Annotated in this window: 27 protein-coding genes; 18 read left to right on the top strand and 9 right to left on the bottom strand. The window is 63.3% G+C overall.

Annotated features, from left to right (window positions below):
• Positions 1-33: 33 nt before the first annotated feature.
• The 8 genes from accD to AC1DLV_RS18580 form a co-directional block, all read right to left on the bottom strand.
• Positions 34-957 carry an acetyl-CoA carboxylase, carboxyltransferase subunit beta gene (gene accD, locus AC1DLV_RS18545; RefSeq protein WP_476801357.1) on the bottom strand — a complete coding sequence of 308 codons (924 nt, stop codon included), beginning with the start codon at positions 955-957 and terminating at the stop codon, positions 34-36.
• 36 nt (positions 958-993) lie between these two features.
• A complete protein-coding gene (gene trpA / locus AC1DLV_RS18550; RefSeq protein WP_476801358.1) occupies positions 994-1,833 on the bottom strand; it encodes a tryptophan synthase subunit alpha in 840 nt (279 codons plus the stop codon).
• Between the two features lie 2 nt (positions 1,834-1,835).
• The gene (gene trpB / locus AC1DLV_RS18555; RefSeq protein ID WP_476781672.1) at positions 1,836-3,056 is read right to left on the bottom strand and encodes a tryptophan synthase subunit beta; all 1,221 of its coding nucleotides are present in this window, start codon (positions 3,054-3,056) and stop codon (positions 1,836-1,838) included.
• A 28-nt stretch (positions 3,057-3,084) separates the two neighbouring features.
• The gene (locus AC1DLV_RS18560) at positions 3,085-3,744 is read right to left on the bottom strand and encodes a phosphoribosylanthranilate isomerase (RefSeq protein ID WP_476801359.1); all 660 of its coding nucleotides are present in this window, start codon (positions 3,742-3,744) and stop codon (positions 3,085-3,087) included.
• A 139-nt stretch (positions 3,745-3,883) separates the two neighbouring features.
• Positions 3,884-4,642, bottom strand: coding sequence for a M48 family metallopeptidase (locus AC1DLV_RS18565; protein WP_476801360.1), 759 nt, complete (start codon positions 4,640-4,642; stop codon positions 3,884-3,886).
• Between the two features lie 92 nt (positions 4,643-4,734).
• Positions 4,735-5,175: a DUF2852 domain-containing protein gene (locus AC1DLV_RS18570; RefSeq protein WP_476801361.1), complete on the bottom strand. Its 441-nt coding sequence runs from the start codon at positions 5,173-5,175 to the stop codon at positions 4,735-4,737.
• Between the two features lie 120 nt (positions 5,176-5,295).
• Positions 5,296-6,438 (bottom strand): benzoate/H(+) symporter BenE family transporter, encoded by a 1,143-nt coding sequence (locus AC1DLV_RS18575; protein WP_476801362.1) that lies wholly within the window; start codon positions 6,436-6,438, stop codon positions 5,296-5,298.
• Positions 6,439-6,442: 4 nt separating this feature from the next.
• Positions 6,443-7,216, bottom strand: a complete 774-nt coding sequence (locus AC1DLV_RS18580) for an alpha/beta hydrolase (protein ID WP_476801363.1) — start codon at positions 7,214-7,216, stop codon at positions 6,443-6,445.
• A 200-nt stretch (positions 7,217-7,416) separates the two neighbouring features.
• Between AC1DLV_RS18580 and infC the strand changes: the two genes are divergently transcribed.
• The 12 genes from infC to AC1DLV_RS18640 all read left to right on the top strand — a co-directional run bounded on the left by infC (position 7,417) and on the right by AC1DLV_RS18640 (position 17,546).
• On the top strand, positions 7,417-7,953 hold the full coding sequence (infC, locus tag AC1DLV_RS18585; RefSeq protein ID WP_476781694.1) for a translation initiation factor IF-3: 537 nt from the start codon (positions 7,417-7,419) through the stop codon (positions 7,951-7,953).
• A 202-nt stretch (positions 7,954-8,155) separates the two neighbouring features.
• Complete coding sequence (locus AC1DLV_RS18590; RefSeq protein ID WP_476801364.1) at positions 8,156-8,782, top strand: methyltransferase family protein; 627 nt, start codon at positions 8,156-8,158, stop codon at positions 8,780-8,782.
• Positions 8,783-8,992: 210 nt separating this feature from the next.
• Positions 8,993-9,196, top strand: coding sequence for a 50S ribosomal protein L35 (gene rpmI / locus AC1DLV_RS18595; protein ID WP_476801365.1), 204 nt, complete (start codon positions 8,993-8,995; stop codon positions 9,194-9,196).
• Positions 9,197-9,233: 37 nt separating this feature from the next.
• A complete protein-coding gene (gene rplT / locus AC1DLV_RS18600) occupies positions 9,234-9,635 on the top strand; it encodes a 50S ribosomal protein L20 (RefSeq protein WP_476801366.1) in 402 nt (133 codons plus the stop codon).
• A 114-nt stretch (positions 9,636-9,749) separates the two neighbouring features.
• On the top strand, positions 9,750-10,835 hold the full coding sequence (pheS, locus tag AC1DLV_RS18605) for a phenylalanine--tRNA ligase subunit alpha (protein WP_476801367.1): 1,086 nt from the start codon (positions 9,750-9,752) through the stop codon (positions 10,833-10,835).
• The gene (locus AC1DLV_RS18610) at positions 10,832-11,263 is read left to right on the top strand and encodes an ASCH domain-containing protein (protein WP_476801368.1); all 432 of its coding nucleotides are present in this window, start codon (positions 10,832-10,834) and stop codon (positions 11,261-11,263) included. The genes pheS and AC1DLV_RS18610 overlap by 4 nt, the downstream gene beginning before the upstream one ends.
• Positions 11,260-13,794, top strand: a complete 2,535-nt coding sequence (ytpR, locus tag AC1DLV_RS18615) for a YtpR family tRNA-binding protein (RefSeq protein WP_476801369.1) — start codon at positions 11,260-11,262, stop codon at positions 13,792-13,794. The genes AC1DLV_RS18610 and ytpR overlap by 4 nt, the downstream gene beginning before the upstream one ends.
• Positions 13,795-13,810: 16 nt before the next feature.
• Positions 13,811-14,413 (top strand): nucleotidyltransferase family protein, encoded by a 603-nt coding sequence (locus AC1DLV_RS18620; RefSeq protein WP_476801370.1) that lies wholly within the window; start codon positions 13,811-13,813, stop codon positions 14,411-14,413.
• A 65-nt stretch (positions 14,414-14,478) separates the two neighbouring features.
• Positions 14,479-15,066 (top strand): cytochrome b, encoded by a 588-nt coding sequence (locus tag AC1DLV_RS18625; RefSeq protein WP_476836207.1) that lies wholly within the window; start codon positions 14,479-14,481, stop codon positions 15,064-15,066.
• Positions 15,067-15,132: 66 nt separating this feature from the next.
• Positions 15,133-15,711 carry a YceI family protein gene (locus AC1DLV_RS18630; protein ID WP_476801372.1) on the top strand — a complete coding sequence of 193 codons (579 nt, stop codon included), beginning with the start codon at positions 15,133-15,135 and terminating at the stop codon, positions 15,709-15,711.
• Between the two features lie 90 nt (positions 15,712-15,801).
• Entirely contained in the window at positions 15,802-16,788 is a 987-nt protein-coding gene (locus AC1DLV_RS18635; protein ID WP_476801373.1) for a Gfo/Idh/MocA family protein, read from the top strand.
• 71 nt (positions 16,789-16,859) lie between these two features.
• Positions 16,860-17,546 carry a spermidine synthase gene (locus AC1DLV_RS18640; protein WP_476801374.1) on the top strand — a complete coding sequence of 229 codons (687 nt, stop codon included), beginning with the start codon at positions 16,860-16,862 and terminating at the stop codon, positions 17,544-17,546.
• Here AC1DLV_RS18640 and AC1DLV_RS18645 read toward each other — a convergent pair.
• Positions 17,543-18,349, bottom strand: coding sequence for an undecaprenyl-diphosphate phosphatase (locus AC1DLV_RS18645; protein ID WP_476801375.1), 807 nt, complete (start codon positions 18,347-18,349; stop codon positions 17,543-17,545). The two genes, AC1DLV_RS18640 and AC1DLV_RS18645, sit on opposite strands and share 4 nt — an antisense overlap.
• A 161-nt stretch (positions 18,350-18,510) precedes the next feature.
• Here AC1DLV_RS18645 and AC1DLV_RS18650 point away from each other — a divergent pair, with 161 nt between their 5' ends.
• The 6 genes from AC1DLV_RS18650 to AC1DLV_RS18675 all read left to right on the top strand — a co-directional run bounded on the left by AC1DLV_RS18650 (position 18,511) and on the right by AC1DLV_RS18675 (position 23,973).
• Positions 18,511-19,203, top strand: a complete 693-nt coding sequence (locus tag AC1DLV_RS18650) for a glutathione S-transferase family protein (RefSeq protein WP_476788207.1) — start codon at positions 18,511-18,513, stop codon at positions 19,201-19,203.
• Positions 19,184-20,341, top strand: a complete 1,158-nt coding sequence (gene queG / locus AC1DLV_RS18655) for a tRNA epoxyqueuosine(34) reductase QueG (protein WP_476801376.1) — start codon at positions 19,184-19,186, stop codon at positions 20,339-20,341. The genes AC1DLV_RS18650 and queG overlap by 20 nt, the downstream gene beginning before the upstream one ends.
• Positions 20,338-21,252, top strand: a complete 915-nt coding sequence (locus tag AC1DLV_RS18660) for an SDR family oxidoreductase (protein ID WP_476801377.1) — start codon at positions 20,338-20,340, stop codon at positions 21,250-21,252. Before queG ends, AC1DLV_RS18660 begins: the two co-directional genes overlap by 4 nt.
• 96 nt (positions 21,253-21,348) lie before the next feature.
• Positions 21,349-22,446, top strand: coding sequence for a penicillin-insensitive murein endopeptidase (mepA, locus tag AC1DLV_RS18665; protein ID WP_476801378.1), 1,098 nt, complete (start codon positions 21,349-21,351; stop codon positions 22,444-22,446).
• Positions 22,447-22,594: 148 nt separating this feature from the next.
• Entirely contained in the window at positions 22,595-22,924 is a 330-nt protein-coding gene (locus tag AC1DLV_RS18670) for a methylglyoxal synthase (RefSeq protein ID WP_476801446.1), read from the top strand.
• A 26-nt stretch (positions 22,925-22,950) separates the two neighbouring features.
• Positions 22,951-23,973, top strand: coding sequence for a glucokinase (locus AC1DLV_RS18675; RefSeq protein ID WP_476801379.1), 1,023 nt, complete (start codon positions 22,951-22,953; stop codon positions 23,971-23,973).
• Positions 23,974-23,975: the final 2 nt, after the last annotated feature.

The raw sequence follows: 23,975 nt of genomic DNA on the forward strand, positions 1-23,975 counted from the left end.
CCCGGGCTTCAACGTCGTCCAGGCCGCGAGGCGCTAGGCCTGCGGGCGGCGCTCCGGCGCCGGCACCACTGGCGGCAGGATTTCGGCCTCGGCCACCTTGGCCGCAGCCGGCGCCTTGACCAGGATTTTCACCAGGTTGGCCACCGTTGACTTCATTTCCAGCCGCGACACCACGATGTCGACCATGCCGTGGTCCATCAGGTATTCGGAGCGCTGGAAGCCTTCGGGCAGCTTCTCGCGGATCGTCTGCTCGATGACGCGCGGGCCGGCAAAGCCGATCAGCGCACCGGGCTCGGCAATGTGCACGTCGCCCAGCATCGCATAAGAGGCGGTGACGCCGCCGGTCGTCGGATTGGTCAGCACCACGATGTAGGGCAGGCCGGCTTCCTTGAGCCGGTCGACGGCAACCGTCGTGCGCGGCAGCTGCATCAGCGACAAGATGCCTTCCTGCATGCGTGCGCCGCCCGAAGCGGCAAACAGGATCAACGGCCGCTTCTTTTCGAGTGCGACGTCAAAAGCGCGGATGATGGCATCGCCGGCGGCCATGCCGAGCGAGCCGCCCATGAAGGCGAAATCCTGCACCGTGACGACGACGGGAAGGCCCTCGATCGTGCCGGTTCCCGACAGGATCGCGTCTTCCATGCCGGTCTTGGCCTTGGCGTCCTTCAGCCGGTCGACATAGCGCTTTTCGTCACGGAACTTCAGCGGATCGACCATCACCTTGGGATTTTCGATCGGCTCGTAGCGGCCTTCGTCGAAGAAGAAACGCAGGCGCTCCTTGGCCGAGATCTTCATGTGATGGCCCGACGAGGGGATCACATACTGATTTTCCTCGAGGTCCTTGTGGAACACCATCTCGCCGCTCTCGGGATCCTTGATCCAGAGATTTTCGGGCATTTCGCGACGGCCCAGCATCGAGTTGATCTTGGGGCGAACGTAGTTGGTAATCCAGTTCATGGCAGAAGTCCTCTTCGAGCCCAGGACATGGGATATTTATTGGGCGGTAGCAAGGCGTGCGGCGCGAATGCCCTGGGACAAGCCAGTGACCAGCGTCGCCACGGCCTCGGCCGGGTCGGCTGTTTTCTCGCCCTTGGGCCCGATGACATTGGCAACCGCATTGACGATCGCAGTGCCGACAACCACGCCGTCGGCGGAAGCGCCAATGGTCCTGGCCTGCTCGGCGGTCTTGACGCCGAAGCCGACGCAAACCGGCAGGTCGGTGTGGGCCTTGATGCGGTTTACCGCCTCGGCAACCTTTGACGTGTCGGCCAGCGCCGAGCCGGTGATGCCGGTCATCGAGACATAATAGACGAAACCGGAAGTGTTCTCGAGCACCTTGGGCAGGCGCTTGTCGTCGGTCGTCGGCGTTGCCAGGCGGATGAAGTTGATGCCGGCCTTGAGGGCGGGGATGCACAGCTCGGCATCCATTTCCGGCGGCAGGTCGACGACGATCAGCCCGTCAATGCCCGATGCCAACGCGTCTTCGAGGAAACGGTCGACGCCGTAGATGTAGATCGGGTTGTAGTAGCCCATCATCACGATCGGCGTTTCGTCGTCGCCCTGGCGGAACTCGCGTGCCATCTGCAGCGTCTTTTTCAGCGTCTGGCCGGCCTTCAGCGCGCGCAGGCCAGCAGCCTGGATCGCCGGGCCGTCGGCCATCGGGTCGGAGAACGGCATGCCGAGCTCGATGATGTCGCTGCCGGCCTTGGGCAGCGCCTTCATGATCGACAAGGACGTGTCGTAATCGGGGTCGCCGCCCATGAAATAGGTGACGAGTGCCGGACGTCCCTCGGCCTTGAGCTTCGCCATGCGGCGGTCGATGCGGGTGGTCATGATCAGATCTCCATACCCAGCATCTTGGCCACCGTGTGCACGTCCTTGTCGCCGCGGCCGGACAGGTTGACGATCATCACCTTGTCCTTGCCCATAGCAGGGGCGACCTTGACCGCATGCGCGATGGCATGGGCGGATTCGAGTGCCGGGATGATGCCTTCGACGCGCGTCGTCAGCTGGAACGCCTCAAGTGCCTCGTCGTCGAGGATCGGCACATATTCGACGCGGCCGGTATCGCGAAGCCAGCTATGCTCGGGGCCGACGCCGGGATAGTCGAGACCCGCCGAGATTGAATGGCCGTCGAGGATCTGGCCGTCGTCGTTCTGCAAGAGATAGGTGCGGTTGCCGTGCAGTACGCCCGGGCGGCCCGCGTTCATCGAGGCGCAATGCTCGATGCCGTCAAGGCCGCGCCCACCCGCTTCGATGCCGACGATCTTGACGCTGCGGTCGTCAAGGAAGGGATGGAACAAGCCGATCGCATTCGAGCCGCCGCCGACGGCAGCAACGATCATGTCGGGCAGGCGGCCTTCCTGTTCGAGGATCTGGGCACGCGCCTCGGTGCCGATCACCGACTGGAAGTCGCGCACCAGTTCCGGATAGGGATGCGGGCCGGCAGCTGTGCCGATCAGATAATAGGTGTCGTGCACGTTGGTGACCCAGTCGCGCAGCGCTTCGTTCATGGCGTCCTTCAGCGTGCCGTGGCCGGCGCTGACCGGGCGCACTTCAGCGCCCAAGAGCTTCATGCGGAAGACGTTCGGCATCTGCCGCTCGACGTCGGTGGCGCCCATATAGACAAAGCACGGGAAGCCGAAGCGTGCCGCAACGGTTGCCGAAGCAACGCCGTGCTGGCCGGCACCCGTTTCCGCGATGATGCGGGTCTTGCCCATGCGCTTGGCCAAAAGGATCTGGCCGAGGCAGTTGTTGATCTTGTGCGAACCGGTGTGGTTGAGGTCTTCGCGCTTGAAATAGATTTTTGCGCCGCCCAGATGCCTGGTCAGGCCTTCGGCGTAATAGAGCTTGGAGGGCCGGCCGGCATAGTGGGTCGACAGGTCGCTCAGCTCCGCCTTGAAGGCCGGATCGTTCTTGGCCTCATCCCAGTGCCGCTGCAGCTCAAGGATCAGCGGCATCAGCGTCTCGGCGACGAAACGGCCGCCAAAAATGCCGAACATGCCCTGTTCGTCGGGCCCGGTGCGGAAGGAATTGGGCTCAGTCGGCTTGTTCACGGCCGATCTCCTTGCGGCTGGAGGCTGGTCAGGCTGCTCTGCTGTCGCGAGCTGCCCGGACGGCCCTGAAGAAATTTTCGATCAGCGCCGCATCCTTGACGCCCGGAGCGCTTTCCACGCCCGAGGAAATGTCGATGCCGGGCGGGTTGGCGAGCTTGAGGGCGTCGCCGATATTGGCGGCGTTCAAGCCACCGGAAAGCATGTAATCGACGGAGGCGTCAAGGCCTGCGAGCAGCCGCCAATCGAACGACACGCCGTTCCCGCCGGGCAATTCGGAGCCGGCGGGCGGCTTGGCGTCGAAAAGCATGCGGTCGGCAACACCTATATAGGGCGTGATCGCCTCGAAATCGGCGGCCTCGCGAATGGAAAAAGCCTTCATGACCGGCAAGCTGTAGCGCACTTTTACCTCAGCCACGCGCGCCGGCGTTTCCTTGCCGTGCAGCTGGATCATGTCGGGCGCCATCTTAGCCACGATCTCGTCGAGGAACACGTCATCGGCATCGACGGTCACGGCGACGGCCTTGGCCCTGCCCTTTGCAGCCTCACGCAGCCGTCCGGCGAGCGCGGGCGCAACATTGCGCGGGCTCTTGGCAAAGAAGATGAAGCCGACATGGCTAGCGCCATTGCTTAGCGCAGCGTCGAGTGTTTCAGCGGTGCTCAGGCCGCAGATTTTGATGTCGAAAGCCATGGGTGGGGAGTGGCACGAAAAGGCGGCTAAGTCGAGGAAAAGCGGAGGGAGCGAGTAGGGAGTAGCGAATTGTGAGTAGTGAAAAGAGGCAAGATCAGCCGGGCGTGAACGCGGCGGCCAGGTGTCGGTCCACTACTCCTCACTCAAACTGTATCGCCTGCAGCGCGCCGCCATTGCGCTTGAGCCAGGCCTTGCAGCGCTCGGTGTCAGGGCACAACTCTTCGCACAGCTTCCAGAATTTCGGGCCGTGGTTCATCTCCCTGAGATGCGCCACTTCATGCGCGACGAGGTAGTTGATCACGGGTGTCGGCGCCATCATGATGCGCCAGGAAAACGACAGCACGCCGTCCGACGTGCACGAGCCCCAGCGGCTCGTCGTGTCGCGAAAGCGGATCGCCTTGGCGCGGCGGCCTGCGGTTTGGCAGTGCGTTGCCACCATCGCCTCGATGTCGCGCTTGGCTTCGCGCTTGAGGAAATCGGCGATGCGGCGCGGCAGATGCGTTCGGTCGCCATGAACCAGAAGCGTCGGACCGCTTTCGTCCTGCGACTGGCGCACGGTGCCGCGCGTCCCGCCTTCGTGGATGATGAGATGCGGGGTGCCGCGAATGGGAATCTTGATCCCGGGGCGTACCTGCGGCCGATCAGGCACCTTGGCGAGGCGCTGTTCCAGCCAGCCCTGATGGCGGTCGAGGAAGCGGTCGACCTCGCCCTGGCGCAGGCCGGGCGGCACGGTGATGCGCAGGCCGCGTCCGCCGGCATCGATGCGCAGAGTCAGCCGCCGCGCCCGGTCGTTCTCGACGATCCTGAGCGGCAGCGTGCGGCCCGCAACGATGTGATCCCGCTCCTGGACGGGAGCACGTGCAGGCTTTGTCAGCTTGCGGAAGAAGCCAAAGGACATGGGGTGAGACTAGATGATTCGAGGGAGTTCGGAGCAAAAGAAAACGGCGCCGCATGCACGGCGCCGTTGGCATTCATGGGTTGGGTTCGACGTCAATCGTCAAGCAGGCCCGATTTGCCGCCCTTCTTGGGCGTCACCGTCGGTGCCGTCGGCTTGTGGCGGTTGGCCATGAAGCGGTCGAAATCGTCCTGGTCCTTGGCCCGGCGCAGTTCGCGGGCATAGGCGTCGAATTCCTCGCGCATCGTTTCAAGCTTGCGGCGCTCTTCGTCGAGGCGCTCGAGTTCCTTCTCGCGCCAGTCGTCGAAAGCGACGTTGCCGGTGCGGGCGTTGGTCCGGTACGAGGCCTTGCGGCAGCCGGCGAAGATGCCGTCGGTTGCCCGGTTTACGTCGCGCTTGAAGCCTTCAAGCCGGTCGCCCCAGATGATGTAGGCAAGCATGGCGAGGCCGAGCGGCCAGAACACCATGAAGCCGATCACCATCAATGCGATGGTTGCCGGCGTCCAAGCCGGACGGATCAGTGCAGTCGTGTTCATTTTAGTTTGCCGTTCCTTTGTTCGAGGCAGCCGGGGAAAAAGCTGCTCCAAACGACATGGGAATGGAAAAATGGCGATTCAAGACGGTGCCGGGTGAAACCGGACAATGGCTTGGAAAACCTAGCCTTTTTTGAGGCTCTCGAGCACCAGGATGACCAGGCCCGCGACCAGTCCCCAGAACGCCGATCCGACGCCAAACAGCGTCAGGCCCGACGCGGTGACGGCAAAGGCGGTGGTTGCGGCCATGCGGTGGTGGTCGTCCTTGAGCGCGATGGCGAGCGCATTGGCCAGCGGCGCCATCAGCGCGAGACCGGCCACAAGCACGATCAGGCTCTGCGGCAGCACCGCAAAGATCGCCACAAGCGAAGCGCCGAAGGCGGCGAAAACGACATAGGCGAGCGCGTAGAACGGTCCGGTTTTCCAGCGCTCTTTCATATCAGGATGCACGTCGGGGCCGGTGCAGATCGCCGCCGAGATGGCCGCAAGGTTGGTGGTCGAGGCGCCGAATGGTGCCGACAGCACCGAAAACAGCCCGGTGACGCCGATCAGCGGCCCCGGTTCGGGGTGGTAGCCGGCGGCACGCAGCACGGCGAGGCCGGACAGGTTCTGCGACGCCATGGTGACGAGATAGAGCGGCAGCGCCAACCCCACGATCGCTGCGACCGAAAACTCCGGCGCGATCAGTGTCAGGGTCGACAGTTCCGGCACAGGCAGCCCGCCAACGCGGCCTGTCAGGAACGCGGCAAGCCCGCCGCCGACCAGCACCACCAGCACCGAAAGTGCCGGGTTGTAGAGCCTGATGAGAAAGAACGCGGCGATCAGCGGCAAGATCAGCCAGGGATCCCCAGGGATGGTCTTCACCGCATTGATGGCGAAGGTGACGACGATGCCGGCGAGCATGCCCGAGGCAACCGATGCCGGAATACGCGCGATCAGCTGGGTCAGCGGCTTGATCAGCCCGGTCAGCACCAAAAGCACGCCGGTGACGAGGAAGGCGCCGACCGCCTCGCCGATGTTGAAGCCGCTGCTCGCAGCGATCAATGCGGCGCCCGGCGTCGACCAGGCGGAGATGACGGGCATCTTGGTCCGCCACGACAGCCAGGCCGTTTCGAACGCCATGGCAAGGCAGATCGCAGTGACCCAGCTCGCCGTCTGGATCTGCGAGGCGCCCACCGCGTTGGCGGCGGCGATGATGATGGCAAGCGTGCCGCCGAACCCGACGATGGCTGCGACAAATGCCGAAATCGGGATCGATATGCGCATCGGCTCAGCCTGCCCGTTGGATCATTTCGCCGACCGCGCGGGTCATGAGGTCGAGATCCTCGGGCCGCGACAGGCGGTGGTCGCCATCGGGCACCAAAGACAGCGTCGCGTCGTCGGCCGGCAACAGGCTCATCAGCTTGAGCGCGTGGCTGTGCGGCACGTCCGGATCGACCAGGCCCTGGATGATGTGGACCGGGCAATGCGTATGGATCGGCCCGGTCATGACCAGGTTTTGCCGTCCATCTTCGATCAGCGCGCGCGTATAGATGTAGGGCTCAGGCGAATAATCCGATGGCTCCTCGAAATAGCCCTTCTCCAAGAGATCGCGCCGTTGCGCGTCGGTCAGCTGCGGTTCGACCAGCTCGGCGGTGAAGTCGGGTGCGGGCGCCAGAAGCACCAGCCCCGCAACGCGATCGCCCTCGCCCGATTTGTTCAGCTCGGCATTCATGCGCAGCGCGATCCAAGCACCCATCGACGAGCCGACAAGGATCTGCGGTCCACGCGTGAACTGACGAAACACCGCCAGGCTTTCGCCCAGCCATTTCGAGATCGTGCCGTCGGCGAAGCGGCCACCGGACTCGCCATGACCGGAATAGTCGTGGCGCAGGAAGCTCAGGCCTTCGCTTGCGGCCCAGCCGGCCAGTGTCTCGGCCTTGGTGCCAAGCATGTCCGAATTGTAGCCACCGAGCCATACAATGCCGGGTGTTGCCCCCTCCATATGCCTGACGGCGATGCGGGCGTTGTCCACCTCGATTAAGCTTGGCGCAGTTGCATTCATGTCAAATCCCCTTGGCACGGACTTGTGGCACAGCCGGCCTGATGCGGAAAGTGCCCTAAGAATCGTTCTTTTGGGGCAGTTCGCATGTGCGGAAGCAGGTGATTTGTTGTGATTGCTGTGTTATTGACTTCGCCCGCGCGCTCCCCACATTGGCGCGTCCGCAGACCTTCCAACGTCAATGGCTCGAGGAGACCACGACCATTCGCAGACCTTTTAAATCAGCCGCGCCTACCAAGGACGGCCCACGTTCCAACCGTGACATCCGGGTTCCCCGGGTCCAGCTGATCGACGTCGACGGTTCGAACCGTGGCGATGTTTCCATCAACGACGCACTCCTGGCCGCCGAAGAGGCTGGCCTCGATCTCGTAGAAATTTCCCCCAACGCCACGCCGCCCGTCGTCAAGATCCTTGACCTCGGCAAGCTGAAATACGCCAACCAGAAGAAGGCGGCCGAGGCGCGCAAGAACCAGAAGGTCATCGAGATCAAGGAGATCAAGATGCGCCCGAACATCGACAGCCACGACTACGAGACCAAGATGAAGGCGGTTCGCCGCTTCTTCGAGGAAGGCGACAAGGTCAAGCTGACGTTGCGTTTCCGTGGCCGCGAGATGGCGCATATGGAACTCGGCATGCAGCTCCTCAACAAGGTTCGTGAGGAAACCGCCACCATCGCCAAGGTCGAAGCCGAGCCCAAGCTCGAAGGCCGGCAGATGATGATGGTGCTCGCGCCGCGTTGATGCCTTTGTGCATCGACCCGAAAATCGACACAGATTTTCGGGAAGCACGATGCGCGGATCAAAATATTAGAGCGTCCTTTGCGCGTCCGAAAGGACGCGCGGCGCTCTAATCCCGGCGACAGCCGGGGCGATGTTTCATTTCTCTTGAAAGGCGTCGAGCGGTCGAACTCGCCATGCGGGTGCTGCAGGCGAGTGGACTGCCATGAGCAAACAGATGGTTGAAGGGCTGGGGAATTATCAGCACCGGCGCCGCATGGTGCTTGCTGCGCTGATCATCGCCATGTTTGCGGCGCTGTTGTTCGGCCAGTCGACCTTCCCGCCCGAAACGACAGTCCACGAAGTCCTCGAGATGGCCGGCCTGCTGATGATCTTCCTCGGCATCGTCGGGCGTTTGTGGTGCACGCTCTACATCGGCGGGCGCAAATCGGGCGAAGTCGTCACTGGCGGGCCCTATTCGATGTCCCGCAACCCGCTTTACGTCTTTTCGACGCTGGCGGCGGCCGGCGTCGGCGCGCAGATGGGTAGCATCGTCGCCATGATCGGCTTTGCCGTATTGTGCGCCTTGGCCTTCCATATCGTCATCCTGCGGGAGGAACGGCATCTCGACTCGCTCTTCGGCCCCGAATATCAGGCCTATGTCGCCAGGGTGCCGCGCTTCTTTCCCAACATTTCCCTCTACCAGGAGGGCAACACGGGCAGCTTCAACCCTCGCATCCTGCTGACGACGCTGCTTGATGGCCTGGTATTCCTGGTCGCGCTTCCTGTGTTCGAGATGATCGACCATGCCCAGATGACGGGCACGCTGCCGGTTCTGTTCCGCATTCCCTGAAACCTCGCGATTCATTGCATTTGCGCTGCACCCAGGGTGTTGCGCATTGCACCACTTCCGCGTATATAGCCGCGTCCCAGAACCGCCCGGCAGGGCATGCCGTGGCGGTTCCATTTGCTTTTCGGGCTTTGGTCGGCCTGAAAACAACAACATGAAGGGATTTCGCAAGCATCTCCGGGTGCCGAGGAATCCTAAGAACGGAGTAGCAAAATGCCCAAGATGAAGACCAAATCCGCTGCTAAGAAGCGGTTCAAGATCACCGGGACCGGCAAGGTCCTGGCTGCTGCCGCTGGCAAGCGCCATGGCATGATCAAGCGTTCCAACAAGTTCATTCGCGACGCCCGTGGCACGATGGTTCTGGCTGAACCGGACGCCAAGAAGGTCGTCAAGAATTTTCTTCCGAACGGCCTCTGAGCCCTCGGTCTGGACAGCGTTTTAAGGAGATCATGATATGGCACGTGTAAAAAGAGGCGTTACCGCCCACGCCAAGCACAAGAAGGTTCTCGAGCAGGCCAAGGGTTTCTACGGCCGCCGCAAGAACACCATCCGCATTGCCAAGCAGGCGGTTGAGAAGTCGAAGCAGTACGCTTACCGCGACCGCAAGAACCGCAAGCGCACCTTCCGCGCCCTGTGGGTCCAGCGTATCAACGCAGCGGTCCGCGAGCATGGCCTGACATATGGCCGCTTCATCGACGGCCTGAACAAGGCCAACATCGAGATCGATCGCAAGATCCTCTCCGACATGGCCATCCACGAGCCCCAGGCATTCGCCGTGCTCGTTGCCAAGGCCAAGGTTGCTCTTGAGTATCTCAAGAACACCACCCCGAATGCTTTTGAAAGCGCTGTTGCTTAACCAGCGCCTTCCCAAGCATCACAGACTTGATTTGGGAAACCCGCGCTGGCACGGCTGGCGCGGGTTTTTCTTTGCAGCAACGAAGGGCCGTTTGGGCCGCAACGGAACTGGACCATGAGCGATCTTGAAACTCTCGAACAATCGCTGCTGAGCGACATCGCTTCGGCCTCCGACGAGCAGGCCATCGAGGCGGTGCGCGTTGCCGCCCTCGGCAAGAAGGGCTCGGTCTCGGAGATGCTGAAGACGCTCGGGGCGATGAGCGCCGAAGAGCGCCAGACCAAGGGCCCGGCGATCAACGGTCTCAAGAACCGCGTCACCGATGCGCTGGCCACCCGCAAGACCGAACTGCGCGACGTCGCCATCACCGCGCGCCTGATTGCCGAAAAGGTCGACGTCACCTTGCCGGTCCGCCAGTCGCCGGCCGAGCGCGGCCGCATCCACCCGATCAGCCAGGTCATCGACGAGATCGCTGCGATCTTCGGCGACCTTGGCTTTGCCATCGCTGAAGGTCCCGACGTCGAGACCGACCACTACAATTTCACCGCGTTGAACTTCCCCGAGGGGCATCCGGCGCGCGAGATGCACGACACCTTCTTCTTCCCGCCCGACGCCAATGGCGAGCGCAAGCTTTTGCGCACCCATACCTCGCCGGTGCAGATCCGCACCATGGAGACGCAGAAGCCGCCGATCCGCATCGTCATCCCCGGCAAGACCTACCGGCAGGATTCGGATGCCACCCACTCGCCGATGTTCCATCAGGTCGAGGGTCTGGTGATCGACAAGACCGCCAACATTGCCAACATGAAGTGGGTGCTGGAAGAGTTCTGCAAGGCGTTCTTCGAGGTGCCGTCCGTCAAGATGCGCTTCCGCCCGTCCTTCTTCCCGTTCACCGAGCCGAGCCTCGAGGTCGACATCCAGTGCGACCGCTCGCGGCCGGGCGAAGTGCGCTTCGGTGAGGGCAACGACTGGATGGAGATCCTGGGCTGCGGCATGGTCCATCCGAACGTGCTGCGCCACGGCGGGCTTGATCCCGACGAGTACCAGGGTTTTGCCTGGGGCATGGGCATCGACCGCATCGCCATGCTGAAATACGGCATGCCCGATTTGCGCGCCTTCTTCGACGCCGATGTCCGCTGGCTCCAGCACTACGGCTTCCGCCCGCTCGACATGCCGACGCTGTTTGGTGGGCTGAGCGCATGAGTGCCGCCGCCGACCCGTATGCCGATGCCGTAAGCTTCGCCTTTGGCGACAGCCCGGAGCTCGCCGACGAGCTATTGGCGCTGGTGCTGTCGGGCAAAAAGACCGCGACCTGCGGCGCCTTACGCGATTACGGCGGCGACGAGCCGGTGCCTGTGGTCGGCCGCAGGGATGTCGTGCTCGACGGCCAGGGCCGGCGTGCCGCGGTTATCGAAACCGTCGAGGCGATCCACCGCCGCTTCGACGAGGTCGATGCCGAATTTGCCGCCGCGGAAGGCGAGGGCGACCTGTCCTACGAATATTGGCGACAGGCCCACGAGGCCTATTTCGCCCGCAATGGTGGCTTCTCGCCTGACATGATTTTGGTTTGTGAGCGGTTCCGGGTGGTGGAAGTGCTCGACCGCAACGACACGAAACGAGTGAACCCATGAAATTCACCCTCTCCTGGCTCAAGGACCATCTCGACACCGACGCTTCGCTCGAACAGATCGTCGAGCGGCTGACCTCGATCGGCCTCGAAGTCGAATCCGTCGACGACAAGGCGGCGCTCAAGCCCTTCGTCATCGCCAAGGTGCTGACGGCAAGCCGGCATCCCGACGCCGACAAGCTGCAGGTGCTGACTGTCGACACCGGTGACGGCAAGCCGGTGCAGGTCGTCTGCGGCGCGCCCAACGCGCGTGCGGGCCTCATCGGCGCCTTCGCCGCTCCGGGTGCCTATGTTCCCGGCATCGACGTCACGCTGTCGGTCGGCAAGATCCGCGGCGTCGAGAGCCATGGCATGATGTGCTCCGAGCGCGAGCTGCAGCTGTCGGATGAGCACAACGGCATCATCGACCTGCCGGCTGACGCGCCTGTGGGCACGTCCTTCGCCACCTATGCCCATCTCGACGATCCGATGATCGAGATCAACCTGACGCCGAACCGTCCCGACGCCACCAGCGTCCATGGCATTGCCCGCGATCTCGCGGCCTCCGGCCTCGGCACGCTCAAGGGCGGCAAGGTCGAGTCGATCAAAGGCGAAGGCGACTGCCCGGTCAAGGTGACCATCGAGGTCCCCGAGCTTTGCCCCGGCTTCGCGCTCAGGCTCGTTCGCGGCGTCAAGAACGGCCCCTCGCCCAAGTGGATGCAGCAGCGCCTGATCGCCATTGGCCTGCGCCCCATCAACGCGCTGGTCGACATCACCAACTATGTCACCTTCGACCGCGGCCGGCCGCTGCACGTCTTCGATGCCGCCAAGGTTGCCGGCAATCTGGTGGTCCGTCGTGCTAAAGCTATTCAGGAGACCGCAAACCTTCCGGAAGAGCGCTTCTTGGAGAAGCAGCGAGAAGGGATTGAAGTTGAACTTCTGGGGGAGTGGGAGCCATTTGGCCTCACGAGGCGGGCACCAGCTGTTTGGGAAGATTATGAGTCCGTCCAAGCGTTGGATGGTCGTACCTATAAGCTGACGCCTGAGATGTGCGTCATTGCTGATGATAACGGGGTCGAATCCATCGCCGGCATCATGGGTGGCGAGCATTCCGGCTGCGATGAAAACACGTCAGACGTGCTGATCGAATCCGCACTTTGGGATCCGATCACCACCGCCCGCACCGGCCGCGCGCTCGGCATCATCACCGATGCGCGCTACCGTTTCGAACGTGGCGTAGATCCCGAATTCATGGTTCCCGGTGTCGAGCTGGCAACCAGGCTGGTGCTTGATCTTTGCGGCGGCCAGCCGACAAGGACCGACGTTGTCGGTTATGCCGGCCACACGGCCAAGGTCGTCTCCTTCCCGCTCGCCGAGGTCAAACGCTTGACCGGCATCGAGGTTGAGAAGGCCGAGAGCCTCGACATTCTGACCCGCCTTGGTTTCGGCGTGAAGGGTGATGGCGACGTGGTCGATGTCACGGTTCCGTCCTGGCGTCCCGACGTCGACGGCAAGGCCGATCTGGTCGAAGAGGTCATGCGTATCCACGGCGTCGACAACATCGCGCCGCAGCCGCTTGGCGCCCATGACGCGGTCAACGGCAAGATCCTGACCACGCTGCAGATCCGTACCCGTGCTGCGCGCCGTGCGCTCGCCGTGCGCGGCATGATGGAGGCGGTCACCTGGTCGTTCATCCCGGCCAGGCACGCCGAACTGTTCGGCGGCGGCCAGCCCAGCCTCAAACTGTCGAACCCGATCGCCGCCGACATGTCCGACATGCGACCCTCGCTGCTGCCAGGCCTGATCGCCGCTGCCCAGCGCAACGCCGACCGTGGCCTCAGCGATGTCGCCCTGTTCGAGGTCTCGGGCACCTATGAGAGCGATACGGCAGACGGCCAGCGCCGCGTCGCAGCTGGCGTCCGCCGTGGCACCGCCAAGCTCGAGGGCTCGGGCCGCAACTGGTCGGGCAATGCCGGCAATGTCGGCGTCTTCGACGCCAAGGCCGATGCGATTGCCGCGCTCGAAGCCTGCGGCGCACCCGTCGATCGACTGCAGATCGAAACCGGCGCGCCTGAGTGGTACCACCCGGGCCGTTCCGGCGTGATCAAGCTCGGCCCCAAGGTCGTGCTCGGCACCTTCGGCGAATTCCACCCCAGGACGCTCGAAGGCCTCGACGTGGCGGGTCCGCTCTGCGGCTTCGAGGTTTACGTCGATGCCGTCCCGGAGCCCAAGGCCAAGCCGACCAAGACCAAGCCAAGGCTCGACCTGTCGGCCTTCCAGGCGGTCAAGCGCGACTTCGCCTTCGTCGTCGACAAGGCGGTCGAGGCCGGCACGCTGACCCGCGCAGCACTCGCCGCCGACAAGAAGCTGATCACGGCTGTTTCGGTCTTCGACATCTTCGAAGGCGCTTCGCTCGGCGAAGGCAAGAAGTCGATTGCCGTCGAGGTGTCGATCCAGCCGCAGGAAAAGACCCTGACCGACCAGGACTTCGAGGCCCTCGCGACCCGTATCGTCGAGAACGTCAAGAAGCAGACCGGCGGGGCTCTCAGGAGCTAACAGGTTCGAGGCGGCGATGGACCACCTTCGCTATGCAGGCCTGCCGTTCGAAGCGCAACGGCAGGCCTTTTTTGACATACTTCTGGCCGATCCGCTGGTTCGCGGGGCGCTCGAAGGGGCTGCAAGGTTGGCCTTGCCGCAATGGATGATCGTTTCGGGCGCGCTCTACAACAGCATCTGGAACCATCTGACTAGCCGCCCCGCCGGCTACGGCATCAAGGATGTCGACCTGTTTTATTTCGACGGCTCGGACCTCTCATGGGAGGCTGAGGACGCTGCGATCCGGCAAGGCGCGGAGATGTTTACGGACCTGCCGCTGCCGGTTGAAATCCGCAACCAGGCGCGGGTTCATCTCTGGTTCGAGCAGCATTTCGGTTCTCCGCGCGCGCGCTTCCTGTCGAGCGCCGAATCCCTCGAACATTTCGCATCACGCACCCATGCAGTGGGGCTGCGCCTGGCGCTCGACGGAACGCCCGAACTTTGCGCCCCGTTCGGCCTGGACGACATCTTTTCGTTCCGCGTGTTGCCGAACCATCGTCACGACAATCGCCTCACGCACGAAACCAAGGGTCGGCGCGTAAAGCAGATGTGGCCCGAAGTTTCGGTCGCTGATTGGTGAGCAGCCGGCCGGCTTTTCCATGACTGGCTGGATGAATCGCGCCTAGAATTCGTTGTGCATGGGAGATGTCTTCCATGCTGCGCAACACGACCACGCGTTACGGCTGGGCCGCGATCGTCCTTCATTGGCTGATCGGGCTGATCTTCATCGGCCAGTTTGTCCTTGGCTGGACGATGACTCGCATCGCCAGCCAGCGCACCGCTTTCGAACTGATCCAGCTGCATAAATCCTTTGGTTTCCTGCTGCTTGGGCTGGTTCTCATCCGCATCGGCTGGCGGCTCGCCAATCTGAGCCCCGAACTGCCCGACGAGGTCGGCCCGGCCGAGCGCGCTGCGGCCCCAGCGGTGCATTTTCTGCTCTATGCGGCGCAGCTTGTGGTGCCGCTGTCGGGCTGGGCGCTGGTTTCCGTGTCGGTGCTGGAAGTCCCCTCCATGCCGTTCAACCTGTTCCTGATGCCCAATCTGCCGCTTGGGGTTTCCGAGCAGGCGGAGAACTTCTGGATCTTCAGCCACAAATGGCTGGCCTATGCTGCCATCGCATTGGTCGTGCTGCACATTTTGGCGGCCCTGCGCCACCATTTCTGGCTGCGCGACGTCGTGTTGGTCAGGATGATTTCGCCTTTTGTCGCCAGCCGCGCGCGCAAGCCGGAATAGCCGCCCCCACCGATTCGTTGGTTCCGTGCGTGGCCAGCGAGCCGCGCCATCAGGGAGTATGATGAGATGTCTTTGCGTGTTCTTGGCGTTGCAAGCTTCTTGGCACTTGGTCTGATCGGCACTACCGATTCGGCGGTGGCACTGTCGGATGCTGCCGGGCACTATGCCATCTCCGCCAATGGTTCGAGTATCCGTTTTGTCATCGGCAAGGTTGGTGGTGGCGGGTTGAACGGTGCCTTTGGTCATTTCTCGGGCAGCATCAGCATCGATGGTGGCGATATTGGCCGTTCGAAGGTCGACATCACCATCTATCCCGACAGTGTCGGCACGGGTGAAGTCCGCGTTGATGCGTTCCTGAGGTCGGACGCTGTCTTCGATGCCGCCAATTCGCGCCAGATCACCTTCCGCTCGACGTCGGTGCAGCGTACCGGCGACAATTCGGCTGTTGTCACCGGACAGCTGACGGCGCGCGGCCGTACCTCGACCGAGAAGTTTGAGGCACAGCTGCAGGGCTTGAAGAACGGGCAGCTTCATTTCCATGTCAGCGGCAAGGTGCTGCGCTCGCGTTATGGCATGGACGTCGGCACGCCGCTCTATTCCAACATCGTCGATTTCGAGATGAGTTTCGCGGCCCGCCGCGCCTGACCGTCCCAATCTCTGCTGGCATTTTTCGCCCCTTTTGCGCACAGTTCGGGTTGGCGGCCGCCAGGGCCGAATTCAAGTATCGGAGGCGAGATGTTTCGTTGGGGCGTACTTTCGACAGCCAAGATCGGCCGTGAGCAGCTGCTGCCGGCGATCGCCGATTCTGACAATGGCGTGGTCGCAGCCATCGCCAGCCGCGACATCGCCAAGGCCAAGGCGCTGGCCGACCGCTTTGGCGCGCGCCACGCTTTCGGCTCCTATGACGAGCTTTTGGCTTCCGATGCGGTCGACGGCGTCTACATCCCGCTGCCTACCTCGCAGCATCTGGAATGGGCGGCAAAAGCTGCCGAAGCCGGCAAGCATGTGCTGGTCGAAAAGCCGCTGGCGCTCAAGGCGGACGACATCGCCCCGCTGATCGCCATCCGCGACCGCAAGAAGGTGGTTGTCTCCGAAGCCTTCATGGTCACCTACCACCCGCAATGGCTCAAGGTACGCGATCTGATCGCGTCCGGCGCCATCGGCAAGCTCAAGCATGTCCAGGGTGCGTTTTCCTATTTCAACGTCGACCCCAACAACATGCGCAACCAGCTCGACCTTGGCGGTGGCGCCCTGCCCGACATCGGTGTCTACCCGACGGTCACAACGCGATTTTCGACCGGCAAGGAGCCGGTGCGGGTGCAGGCAAGCATCGAGCGCGACAAGAAATTCGGCACCGACATCTATTCCAGCGTGCGCGCCGATTTCGGCGATTTCGAGCTGTCTTTTTATCTCTCGACCCAGCTCGCCAATCGCCAGCTGATGGTCTTCCACGGCGACAAGGGTTTCATCGAAATCCACTCGCCCTTCAATGCCGGCCTCTACGACCATCACCGCGTCGAACTCCACAACGCCGGCCACAATGAAGCAACCGTGTTCCGCTTCCCCGGAGCGCAGCAATACCGGCTCGAGGTCGAGGCCTTTGTGCGCGCAGCACAAGGCGGCAAGGACCACGTCTTCTCGCTTGAGGAATCGGTGCTCAACCAGAAAGCCATCGACGCGATTTTCCGCGCCGGCGAACATGACGGCTGGGAGAAGGTTTAGGCGGACCTTTCTGCCGTCGGGCATTTTTATGCTAGGGAGCGCGAAATGATCTCCCAATCCAAGAGTTGCCGATGATTCCCTGGTCCGTTCTCGACACCGCAAAGATTCCCGGTGGCGGCGAGGAGCTGCGCCTGAAGCAGCGCGGCCATGAATTCTCGATCATGCTCGGCACCAACGAGCTGATGAACAGCCGTCTCAGCGGCTCGGAAAAGGCGCTGGCGACGCTGACGTCGGAGCGCATCCGCGACCGCGCCCGGCCGCAGATGCTGATCGGCGGTCTTGGCATGGGCTTTACGCTGCGCGCCGCCTTGGCCGTGCTTGGCGCCAATGCCCGCATCGTCGTTGCCGAACTGGTGCCTGAGGTGGTCGCCTGGGCGCGTGGCCCGATGGCGGAGGTTTTTGCCGGTTGCCTGGACGACCCGCGCGTCGAGATCGTCGAGGGCGATGTCGGCCGCGTCATCGCGGCGGCCAAGGCGACCTATGATGCGATCCTGCTCGATGTCGACAACGGCCCGGAAGGGCTGTCACGCAAGGCCAATGACAGCCTCTACAGCCACGCCGGACTTGATGCAGCCCGCGCGGCATTGCGTCCGGGGGGAATACTGGCCGTGTGGTCGCAAGGCCCCGACCGCAGCTTCACCAGGCGCCTTGAAGTCTGCGGCTTTGCCGTCGAGGAGGTCAAGGTCCGCGCCAACGGCAAGAGCGGCGCCCGCCACGTCATCTGGCTCGCGACCAATGGCGGGGCAAAGGGGCGTTAGCCCCACACCAGCAGTGCGATCATGCCGACGCCGCCGACCAGCAGGCGCCACCAGCCAAACAGCGCATAGCCGTTGCGCGAGACGTAATCGAGCAGGTGCTTCACGACAAACAGTGCGGTGATGAACGCGGCGAGGAAGCCGATGCCGATCACCGGCAGGTCGGACGCCGAAAGAATGTCGCGGTTTTTGTAAAGGTCGAAGGCGAACGCCCCGACCATGGTCGGCATGGCGAGGAAGAACGAGAACTCCGCCGCCGCGCGCTTTTCAACGCCCATCAGCAGCGAGCCGACGATCGTCGCACCCGAGCGCGAGGTGCCGGGGATCATCGCCAGGCACTGGAACAGGCCAATCCTGAGATAGACCGACAGCGGAAACTTGGTGACGTCGCCGTAGCGTGGCTTGAGGTCGAGCTTGTCGACGAACAACAGCACGATGCCGCCGAGGATCAGCATGGTGCAGATCAGCTTCGGCGATTCAAACAGCACCGTCTTGATGAAATCATGCGCCACAGCGCCGATGATCGCCGCCGGCAGGAAAGCGATCAGGATGCCCGCAACGAAGCGTTGCGTCTGAGGGTCGCGGGGCAGATCGATCAGCATTCGCCACAGCCGCGCCCAATAGACCGACAAGATGGCCAGGATGGCGCCAAGCTGGATCAGGATCTCGAAGGTCTTGCCGGTCGAGTTGAAACCGAGGAAATGCCCGGCGAGCAGGATGTGGCCCGTCGAGGAAACCGGGATGAATTCCGTGAGCCCCTCGAGCAAGCCGAGCAGCAGTGCATTGACGATTGTCTGGCTATCCATTCCAGTCCCCGCGAGGTGGTTCATTCGCGATTGCTTGTCATAGGGCGGAACTCACCCTATAGGTCGGTTCGCCCGAGAGCCCGGCGAGCCGGGTCCAGAAGCTCTAGCGGCGCGGCAACCGATTCGCCAGAGCGCTACCGATCACGAAATTTCGCAGGACCATGCTGACGCTTTTCCATCACCCAATGTTCGCGACATGCCGTTTTGTCCGCCTGGCTTTTGGCGAGTATGGCGAAGAGCTGGCGCTGATCGAAGAGAAGCCGTGGACGCGGCGCAAGGAATTCCTGGCGCTCAATCCGGCCGGCACGCTGCCGGTTCTGCTCGCTGAAGGCGACGTGCCGATCGTCGGCGCGATGATCATTTCCGAATATATCGACGAGACGCGCGGCGTACTGAAGCGCGAGCGCAGGCTGTTCGCCGAAGACCCGATGGAGCGCGCCGAAATCCGCCGCCTCACCGACTGGTATCTGACCAAGACCGAAAGCGAAGTCACCCGGCATCTGGTGCGCGAGCGGGTGCTGAAGCCGCATATGCCCGAATCGGCAGGCGGTGGTTCGCCCGATTCAGCCGCGATCCGTGCGGCCCGTGCCAACATCCGCCAGCACATGAAATACACCAACTGGCTTGCCGGCACGCGTCACTGGCTCGCAGGGCCACGTATTACCTATGCCGACCTTGCCGCCGCCGCCTCGCTTTCGGTGCTCGACTATCTCGGCGAGATCGAATGGCGCGAATATTCCTCGGCGCGCGAATGGTACACCAGGGTCAAGTCGCGGCCATCCTTCCGGCCCCTGCTCACCGACCGGGTACGTGGCCTGACACCGGCATCGCATTATGCGGACCTCGATTTCTGATACGGCGCTGCGCCAGCTGATCGAGCGCGAAGCCAAACGCGCCGGCTTCGCCGCCGTCGCGGTCACGCGCCCAAACGCCATTCCGCTGGCCCCTGCCCGCCTTGCCCAGTTCGTCGATGAAGGCTTGCACGGCTCCATGGGCTGGATCGCCGAAACGCTGGAGCGCCGCAGCGAACCATCCGTTTTGTGGCCAGACGTGCGCTCGATCATCGTTCTGGCGATGAATTATGGGCCCGACAGCGACCCGCGCGACCTCCTATCCCACAAGGACCGTGCTGCGATCTCGGTCTATGCCCGCAACCGCGACTATCACGACGTCATGAAGGGCCGGCTGAAGGAGATCGCCGGCAAGATCGTCGCCCGCGCCGGCGGCGACGTGAAGGTGTTTGTCGACACCGCCCCTGTGATGGAAAAACCCTTGGCCGAGGCGGCGGGGCTTGGCTGGCAAGGCAAGCACACCAATCTGGTCAGCCGCGAGTTCGGCTCCTGGCTGTTTTTGGGTACTATCTTCACCACCGCCGAGCTTGAACCCGACGCCGCCGAGGTCGACCATTGCGGCTCCTGCCGCGCCTGCCTCGACGCCTGCCCGACCGACGCGTTTCCTGCGCCCTACAGGCTCGATGCGCGGCGCTGCATCTCCTACCTCACCATCGAAAACAAGGGGCCGATCCCGCTCGAATTCCGCCCAAAGATCGGCAACCGTATCTATGGCTGCGACGATTGCCTTGCCGCCTGCCCGTGGAACAAGTTTGCCCAGGCCGCGTCCGAGCAAAAACTCGCGGCCCGCGACGACCTGCGCGAGCCGCGCCTCGCCGAGCTGCTCGCACTTGATGATGCGACCTTCCGCGCTTTCTTCTCCGGCTCGCCGGTCAAGCGCATCGGCCGCGATCGTTTTATCCGCAACGTGCTGATTGCATCGGGCAATTCGGCTGACGCCACCTTGATCGAGCCTTGCCGGGCTTTGCTCGCCGACCCCTCGCCTTTGGTGCGCGGTGCCGCCATCTGGGCGCTGTCGCGGCTTGTGCCGGGCGAGACGTTTTCGGCTCTTGCGCAACAGGCTCTGAAGACCGAAACCGAAGACGACGTGATTGCCGAGTGGCAGCTTACGCAAGTCGAACCCGCACGGACGCAGGCATGACCGAGCAGAAAATATTCATCTTCGGCGCCGGCTACTCCGGCAAGGCATTCGCCCGCATGCGCCCACACGGCGTTCGCATCGCCGGCACCACGCGCTCGGCGGACAAATTCGCGGGCCTCGAAGCAGCTGACATCGAGCCTTTTGTCTTCGACGGACAGCTGACCCCTGAAGTCAGGGCGCAACTGGCCGTAACCACCCATCTCGTGGTCTCAGCCGCACCCGGCGATGACGGCGACCCGGTGCTGAATGCCGCTCGCGAGGCGATCGCTCACGGCATGCCACTGCTGCGCTGGATCGGTTATCTCTCCACCGTCGGCGTCTATGGCGACCATGGTGGCGCCTGGATCGACGAGACCGCGACATGTCGGCCGAAGCCCGACCGTTCCTCGATGCGGCTCGCCGCCGAGCAGGCTTGGCACGAGCTTGGCGAAGCGATCGGACGGCCGGTCGCGATCCTGCGCCTGTCGGGCATCTACGGCCCTGGGCGCAACGCCTTCGTCAATCTCGAAAACGGCACCGCCAAGCGCCTGGTCAAGCAGGGACAGGTGTTCAACCGCATCCATGTCGACGACATATCAGGCGCGCTGTGGTTTCTCGGCGATGGCGATTATGGCGGGGTCTTCAACGTCACCGACGATGAGCCCGCGCCACCCCAGGATGTCGTCGCTTATGCCGCTGACCTGATGGGTGCAGCACCGCCGCCTGAAATTCCGTTCGAGACTGCCCAACTTTCGCCCATGGCGCGGTCTTTCTATGGCGAGAACAAGCGCGTCGCCAACACCGCGATCAAGGCGCTGGGCTATCAATTCCGGCTGCCCAACTACCGTGCGGCACTGGACAGCATGTGGGCTGACGGCAGCTGGCGCGGCGAAGGCGAGGCCGACAGGCGCAGCCCGATGCGGCAGACCTGACCGGGTGTGCCAAGCGGCGAAATAAGGGGGCGAGGGGTCAATATTTACCATTCGGTAACCGTAGCGGCCCAAGCTCGTGGAGAGGATCGGACTCCAATGACGACATCATTCAGCAGATTTCTGGGCAAGGCAGCGCGGCTTCTCATGGTCGCGGCAACGCTTGGGCTTGTCGGCATCGACATGCAGGCGGCAAGTGCCGCTGAGCTGGCGAAGGACCTGTTTGGCGCCAAGAAGCTGCCGGCGGCGATCGCTGCGCATTCCTACGGCTTCTACTCCAAGGGCTGCTTCTCCGGCGGCGTGGCGATTGCCACCGATGGACCGACCTGGCAGGCCATGCGCCTGTCGCGCAACCGACGCTGGGGCCATCCGGCGATGATTTCGCTGATCGAAAAGCTGTCGCGCGACGCCACCGCAGACGGCTGGCCCGGCCTGTTGATCGGCGACATCTCGCAGCCGCGCGGCGGCCCGATGCTGACAGGCCACGCTTCCCACCAGATCGGCCTTGACGCCGACATCTGGTTCACGCCCATGCCCGATCACCGGCTTACGGCGAGCGAGCGCGAAAACATGAGCGCTGTCTCGATGGTCAACGAAAAGACCCACCGGGTCATCGAAAAGCGCTGGACGCCAGCGCATGCGCGGCTGCTTGAGCGCGCCGCGAGCTATCCCGAGGTTGAACGCATCCTCGTCAATCCCGGCATCAAGCAGAAACTTTGCGAGACCGTCACCGGAGACCGCTCGTGGCTGCGCAAGGTTCGGCCCTTCTGGGGCCACGATTACCATTTCCACATCCGCATCGGCTGCCAGCCGGGCTCTATGGGCTGCAAGGAGCAGGATCCGACGCCGCGCGGCGACGGCTGTGACAAGTCGCTTGCCTGGTGGTTCACCGAAGAGCCCTGGCGTCCGGCTACGGGCCCAGAAAAGCCCAAGGCGCGAGACGTCATGACGATGGCCAGCCTGCCCAAGCAATGCGTTGCCGTGCTCAATGCGCCCTCGCCGGCTTCAGAAGCGGCCGTCACGTTCCGTGGCAAAGGCGCGCCTACGGCTGTGGTCGCTGCTCCAGAGCCCGAGGCGGTGGCGCCGGGCAAGCCGGTGATTTCACAGTCCGGCGGCGCGTCGGCTGCCGCCAACGCCTTCGCGCCCAGGCCTTCAGTGGACATCCCCTTGCCGCGTCCTCGACCGACGAACAACTGATCCAGCAAAGCGGCAGGCGCGCCGACCCGCTTCCCATGTCGCGGAAATCCGTTTATGGATTTCAACCGATTTAACCTGTCGGGGCGTCTTACGAGTGACACCAGCCTTGCGTCTCGCACTGATCGCCCATGATGAGAAGAAAGACGACATGGTCGCCTTCACGGGCGCTCATGCCGACTTCCTTATGACCTGTCATATCGTTGCCACCGGCACCACCGGCCAGCGCGTGCTGGCGGCCTGCCCCGGCCTCAACCTGACGCCGCTGAAAAGTGGTCCGCTCGGCGGTGACCAGCAGATCGGCGCGCTGATCAGCGAGGGCAGGATCGACCTCTTGATTTTCTTCGTTGATCCGCTGACGCCGATGCCGCATGACGTCGATGTGAAGGCATTGATGCGGCTCGCCATCGTCTACGACATTCCCATGGCGTTGAATCGGGCGACGGCCGAGATCATGCTGGAAAACCAAGAGAACGGCTGAACGCCGACGTGGGGACGGAGCCGAGCATGTCACATCCAAGCGAGCAAGCGCAGGCTCTCCCCTTCCCGATCCTGATCGGCGATATCGGCGGCACCAATGCGCGCTTTGCCATCGTCGAGAGCGCCGACAAGGACGCCGGCGAACCGCGCATCGTCCAGACCGCCAATTATGCCACCATCGACGACGCCATTCTCGCTGTCCTCGACGGCGCGCCGGTCAAGCCGCGTTCGGCGGTTCTGGCCGTTGCCGGGCCGGTCGAGGGCGAGGAGATCGCGCTCACCAACTGTCCCTGGGTGGTGCGTCCCCGGCAGATGTTTTCGACGCTTGGTCTCGTCGACATCCTCGTGCTCAACGATTTCGAAGCGCAGGCGCTGGCTGTCGTGGCACTCGGCGACGAGCACATGGAAAAGATCGGTGGCGGCGAGCCGGAAGAGGGTGCTGGCCGCGTCGTGCTCGGTCCTGGCACCGGCCTTGGCGTCGCCGGCCTGGTCCATGCGCTTGGTCGCTGGATCCCCATTCCCGGCGAAGGCGGTCACATGGATCTCGGTCCCCGCAGCGCGCGCGATTTCGAGGTCTTCCCGCATCTCGAAAAGCTCGAAGGCCGCATCTCGGGCGAGCAGATCCTGTGTGGACGCGGCCTGGTCAACACCTATCGCGCCGTGGCCACGGCCGACGGTAAGGCCCCCACCCTCACCCAGCCGGCTGAAGTCACCGCCGCTGCGCTTGCCGGCAGCGACGTGATTGCCGAAGAAGCCCTTTCCATCTTCGTCACCTGCCTTGGACGTACTGCCGGCGACCTGGCGCTGGTGTTCAAGAGTAAGGGCGGCGTCTACCTCACCGGCGGCATTGCCCAGAAGATCGTGCCGGCATTGAAACAGGGCAACTTCCGCGAGGCCTTTGAAGACAAGGCACCGCATCGCGAGCTAATGGCCTCGATGCCGGTCTATGTCATCACCCACCCGCTGGCGGCCCTTGCCGGCCTCGCAGCCTACGCCCGTACGCCAGAACTGTTCGGCGTCGAGACCGGCGACCGGCGCTGGCGCCTCTAGCT

This window comes from Aminobacter sp. 01T433, assembly GCF_056398585.1.

Coding starts and splice junctions, on each gene's coding strand:
- accD (WP_476801357.1), bottom strand. CDS start 957: ATGAACTGGATTACCAACTACGTTCGCCCCAAGATCAACTCGATGCTG.
- trpA (WP_476801358.1), bottom strand. CDS start 1,833: ATGACCACCCGCATCGACCGCCGCATGGCGAAGCTCAAGGCCGAGGGA.
- AC1DLV_RS18560 (WP_476801359.1), bottom strand. CDS start 3,744: ATGGCTTTCGACATCAAAATCTGCGGCCTGAGCACCGCTGAAACACTC.
- AC1DLV_RS18565 (WP_476801360.1), bottom strand. CDS start 4,642: ATGTCCTTTGGCTTCTTCCGCAAGCTGACAAAGCCTGCACGTGCTCCC.
- AC1DLV_RS18570 (WP_476801361.1), bottom strand. CDS start 5,175: ATGAACACGACTGCACTGATCCGTCCGGCTTGGACGCCGGCAACCATC.
- AC1DLV_RS18575 (WP_476801362.1), bottom strand. CDS start 6,438: ATGCGCATATCGATCCCGATTTCGGCATTTGTCGCAGCCATCGTCGGG.
- AC1DLV_RS18580 (WP_476801363.1), bottom strand. CDS start 7,216: ATGAATGCAACTGCGCCAAGCTTAATCGAGGTGGACAACGCCCGCATC.
- AC1DLV_RS18590 (WP_476801364.1), top strand. CDS start 8,156: ATGAGCAAACAGATGGTTGAAGGGCTGGGGAATTATCAGCACCGGCGC.
- rpmI (WP_476801365.1), top strand. CDS start 8,993: ATGCCCAAGATGAAGACCAAATCCGCTGCTAAGAAGCGGTTCAAGATC.
- rplT (WP_476801366.1), top strand. CDS start 9,234: ATGGCACGTGTAAAAAGAGGCGTTACCGCCCACGCCAAGCACAAGAAG.
- pheS (WP_476801367.1), top strand. CDS start 9,750: ATGAGCGATCTTGAAACTCTCGAACAATCGCTGCTGAGCGACATCGCT.
- AC1DLV_RS18610 (WP_476801368.1), top strand. CDS start 10,832: ATGAGTGCCGCCGCCGACCCGTATGCCGATGCCGTAAGCTTCGCCTTT.
- ytpR (WP_476801369.1), top strand. CDS start 11,260: ATGAAATTCACCCTCTCCTGGCTCAAGGACCATCTCGACACCGACGCT.
- AC1DLV_RS18620 (WP_476801370.1), top strand. CDS start 13,811: ATGGACCACCTTCGCTATGCAGGCCTGCCGTTCGAAGCGCAACGGCAG.
- AC1DLV_RS18625 (WP_476836207.1), top strand. CDS start 14,479: ATGTCTTCCATGCTGCGCAACACGACCACGCGTTACGGCTGGGCCGCG.
- AC1DLV_RS18630 (WP_476801372.1), top strand. CDS start 15,133: ATGTCTTTGCGTGTTCTTGGCGTTGCAAGCTTCTTGGCACTTGGTCTG.
- AC1DLV_RS18635 (WP_476801373.1), top strand. CDS start 15,802: ATGTTTCGTTGGGGCGTACTTTCGACAGCCAAGATCGGCCGTGAGCAG.
- AC1DLV_RS18640 (WP_476801374.1), top strand. CDS start 16,860: ATGATTCCCTGGTCCGTTCTCGACACCGCAAAGATTCCCGGTGGCGGC.
- AC1DLV_RS18645 (WP_476801375.1), bottom strand. CDS start 18,349: ATGGATAGCCAGACAATCGTCAATGCACTGCTGCTCGGCTTGCTCGAG.
- AC1DLV_RS18650 (WP_476788207.1), top strand. CDS start 18,511: ATGCTGACGCTTTTCCATCACCCAATGTTCGCGACATGCCGTTTTGTC.
- queG (WP_476801376.1), top strand. CDS start 19,184: ATGCGGACCTCGATTTCTGATACGGCGCTGCGCCAGCTGATCGAGCGC.
- AC1DLV_RS18660 (WP_476801377.1), top strand. CDS start 20,338: ATGACCGAGCAGAAAATATTCATCTTCGGCGCCGGCTACTCCGGCAAG.
- mepA (WP_476801378.1), top strand. CDS start 21,349: ATGACGACATCATTCAGCAGATTTCTGGGCAAGGCAGCGCGGCTTCTC.
- AC1DLV_RS18670 (WP_476801446.1), top strand. CDS start 22,595: ATGGTCGCCTTCACGGGCGCTCATGCCGACTTCCTTATGACCTGTCAT.
- AC1DLV_RS18675 (WP_476801379.1), top strand. CDS start 22,951: ATGTCACATCCAAGCGAGCAAGCGCAGGCTCTCCCCTTCCCGATCCTG.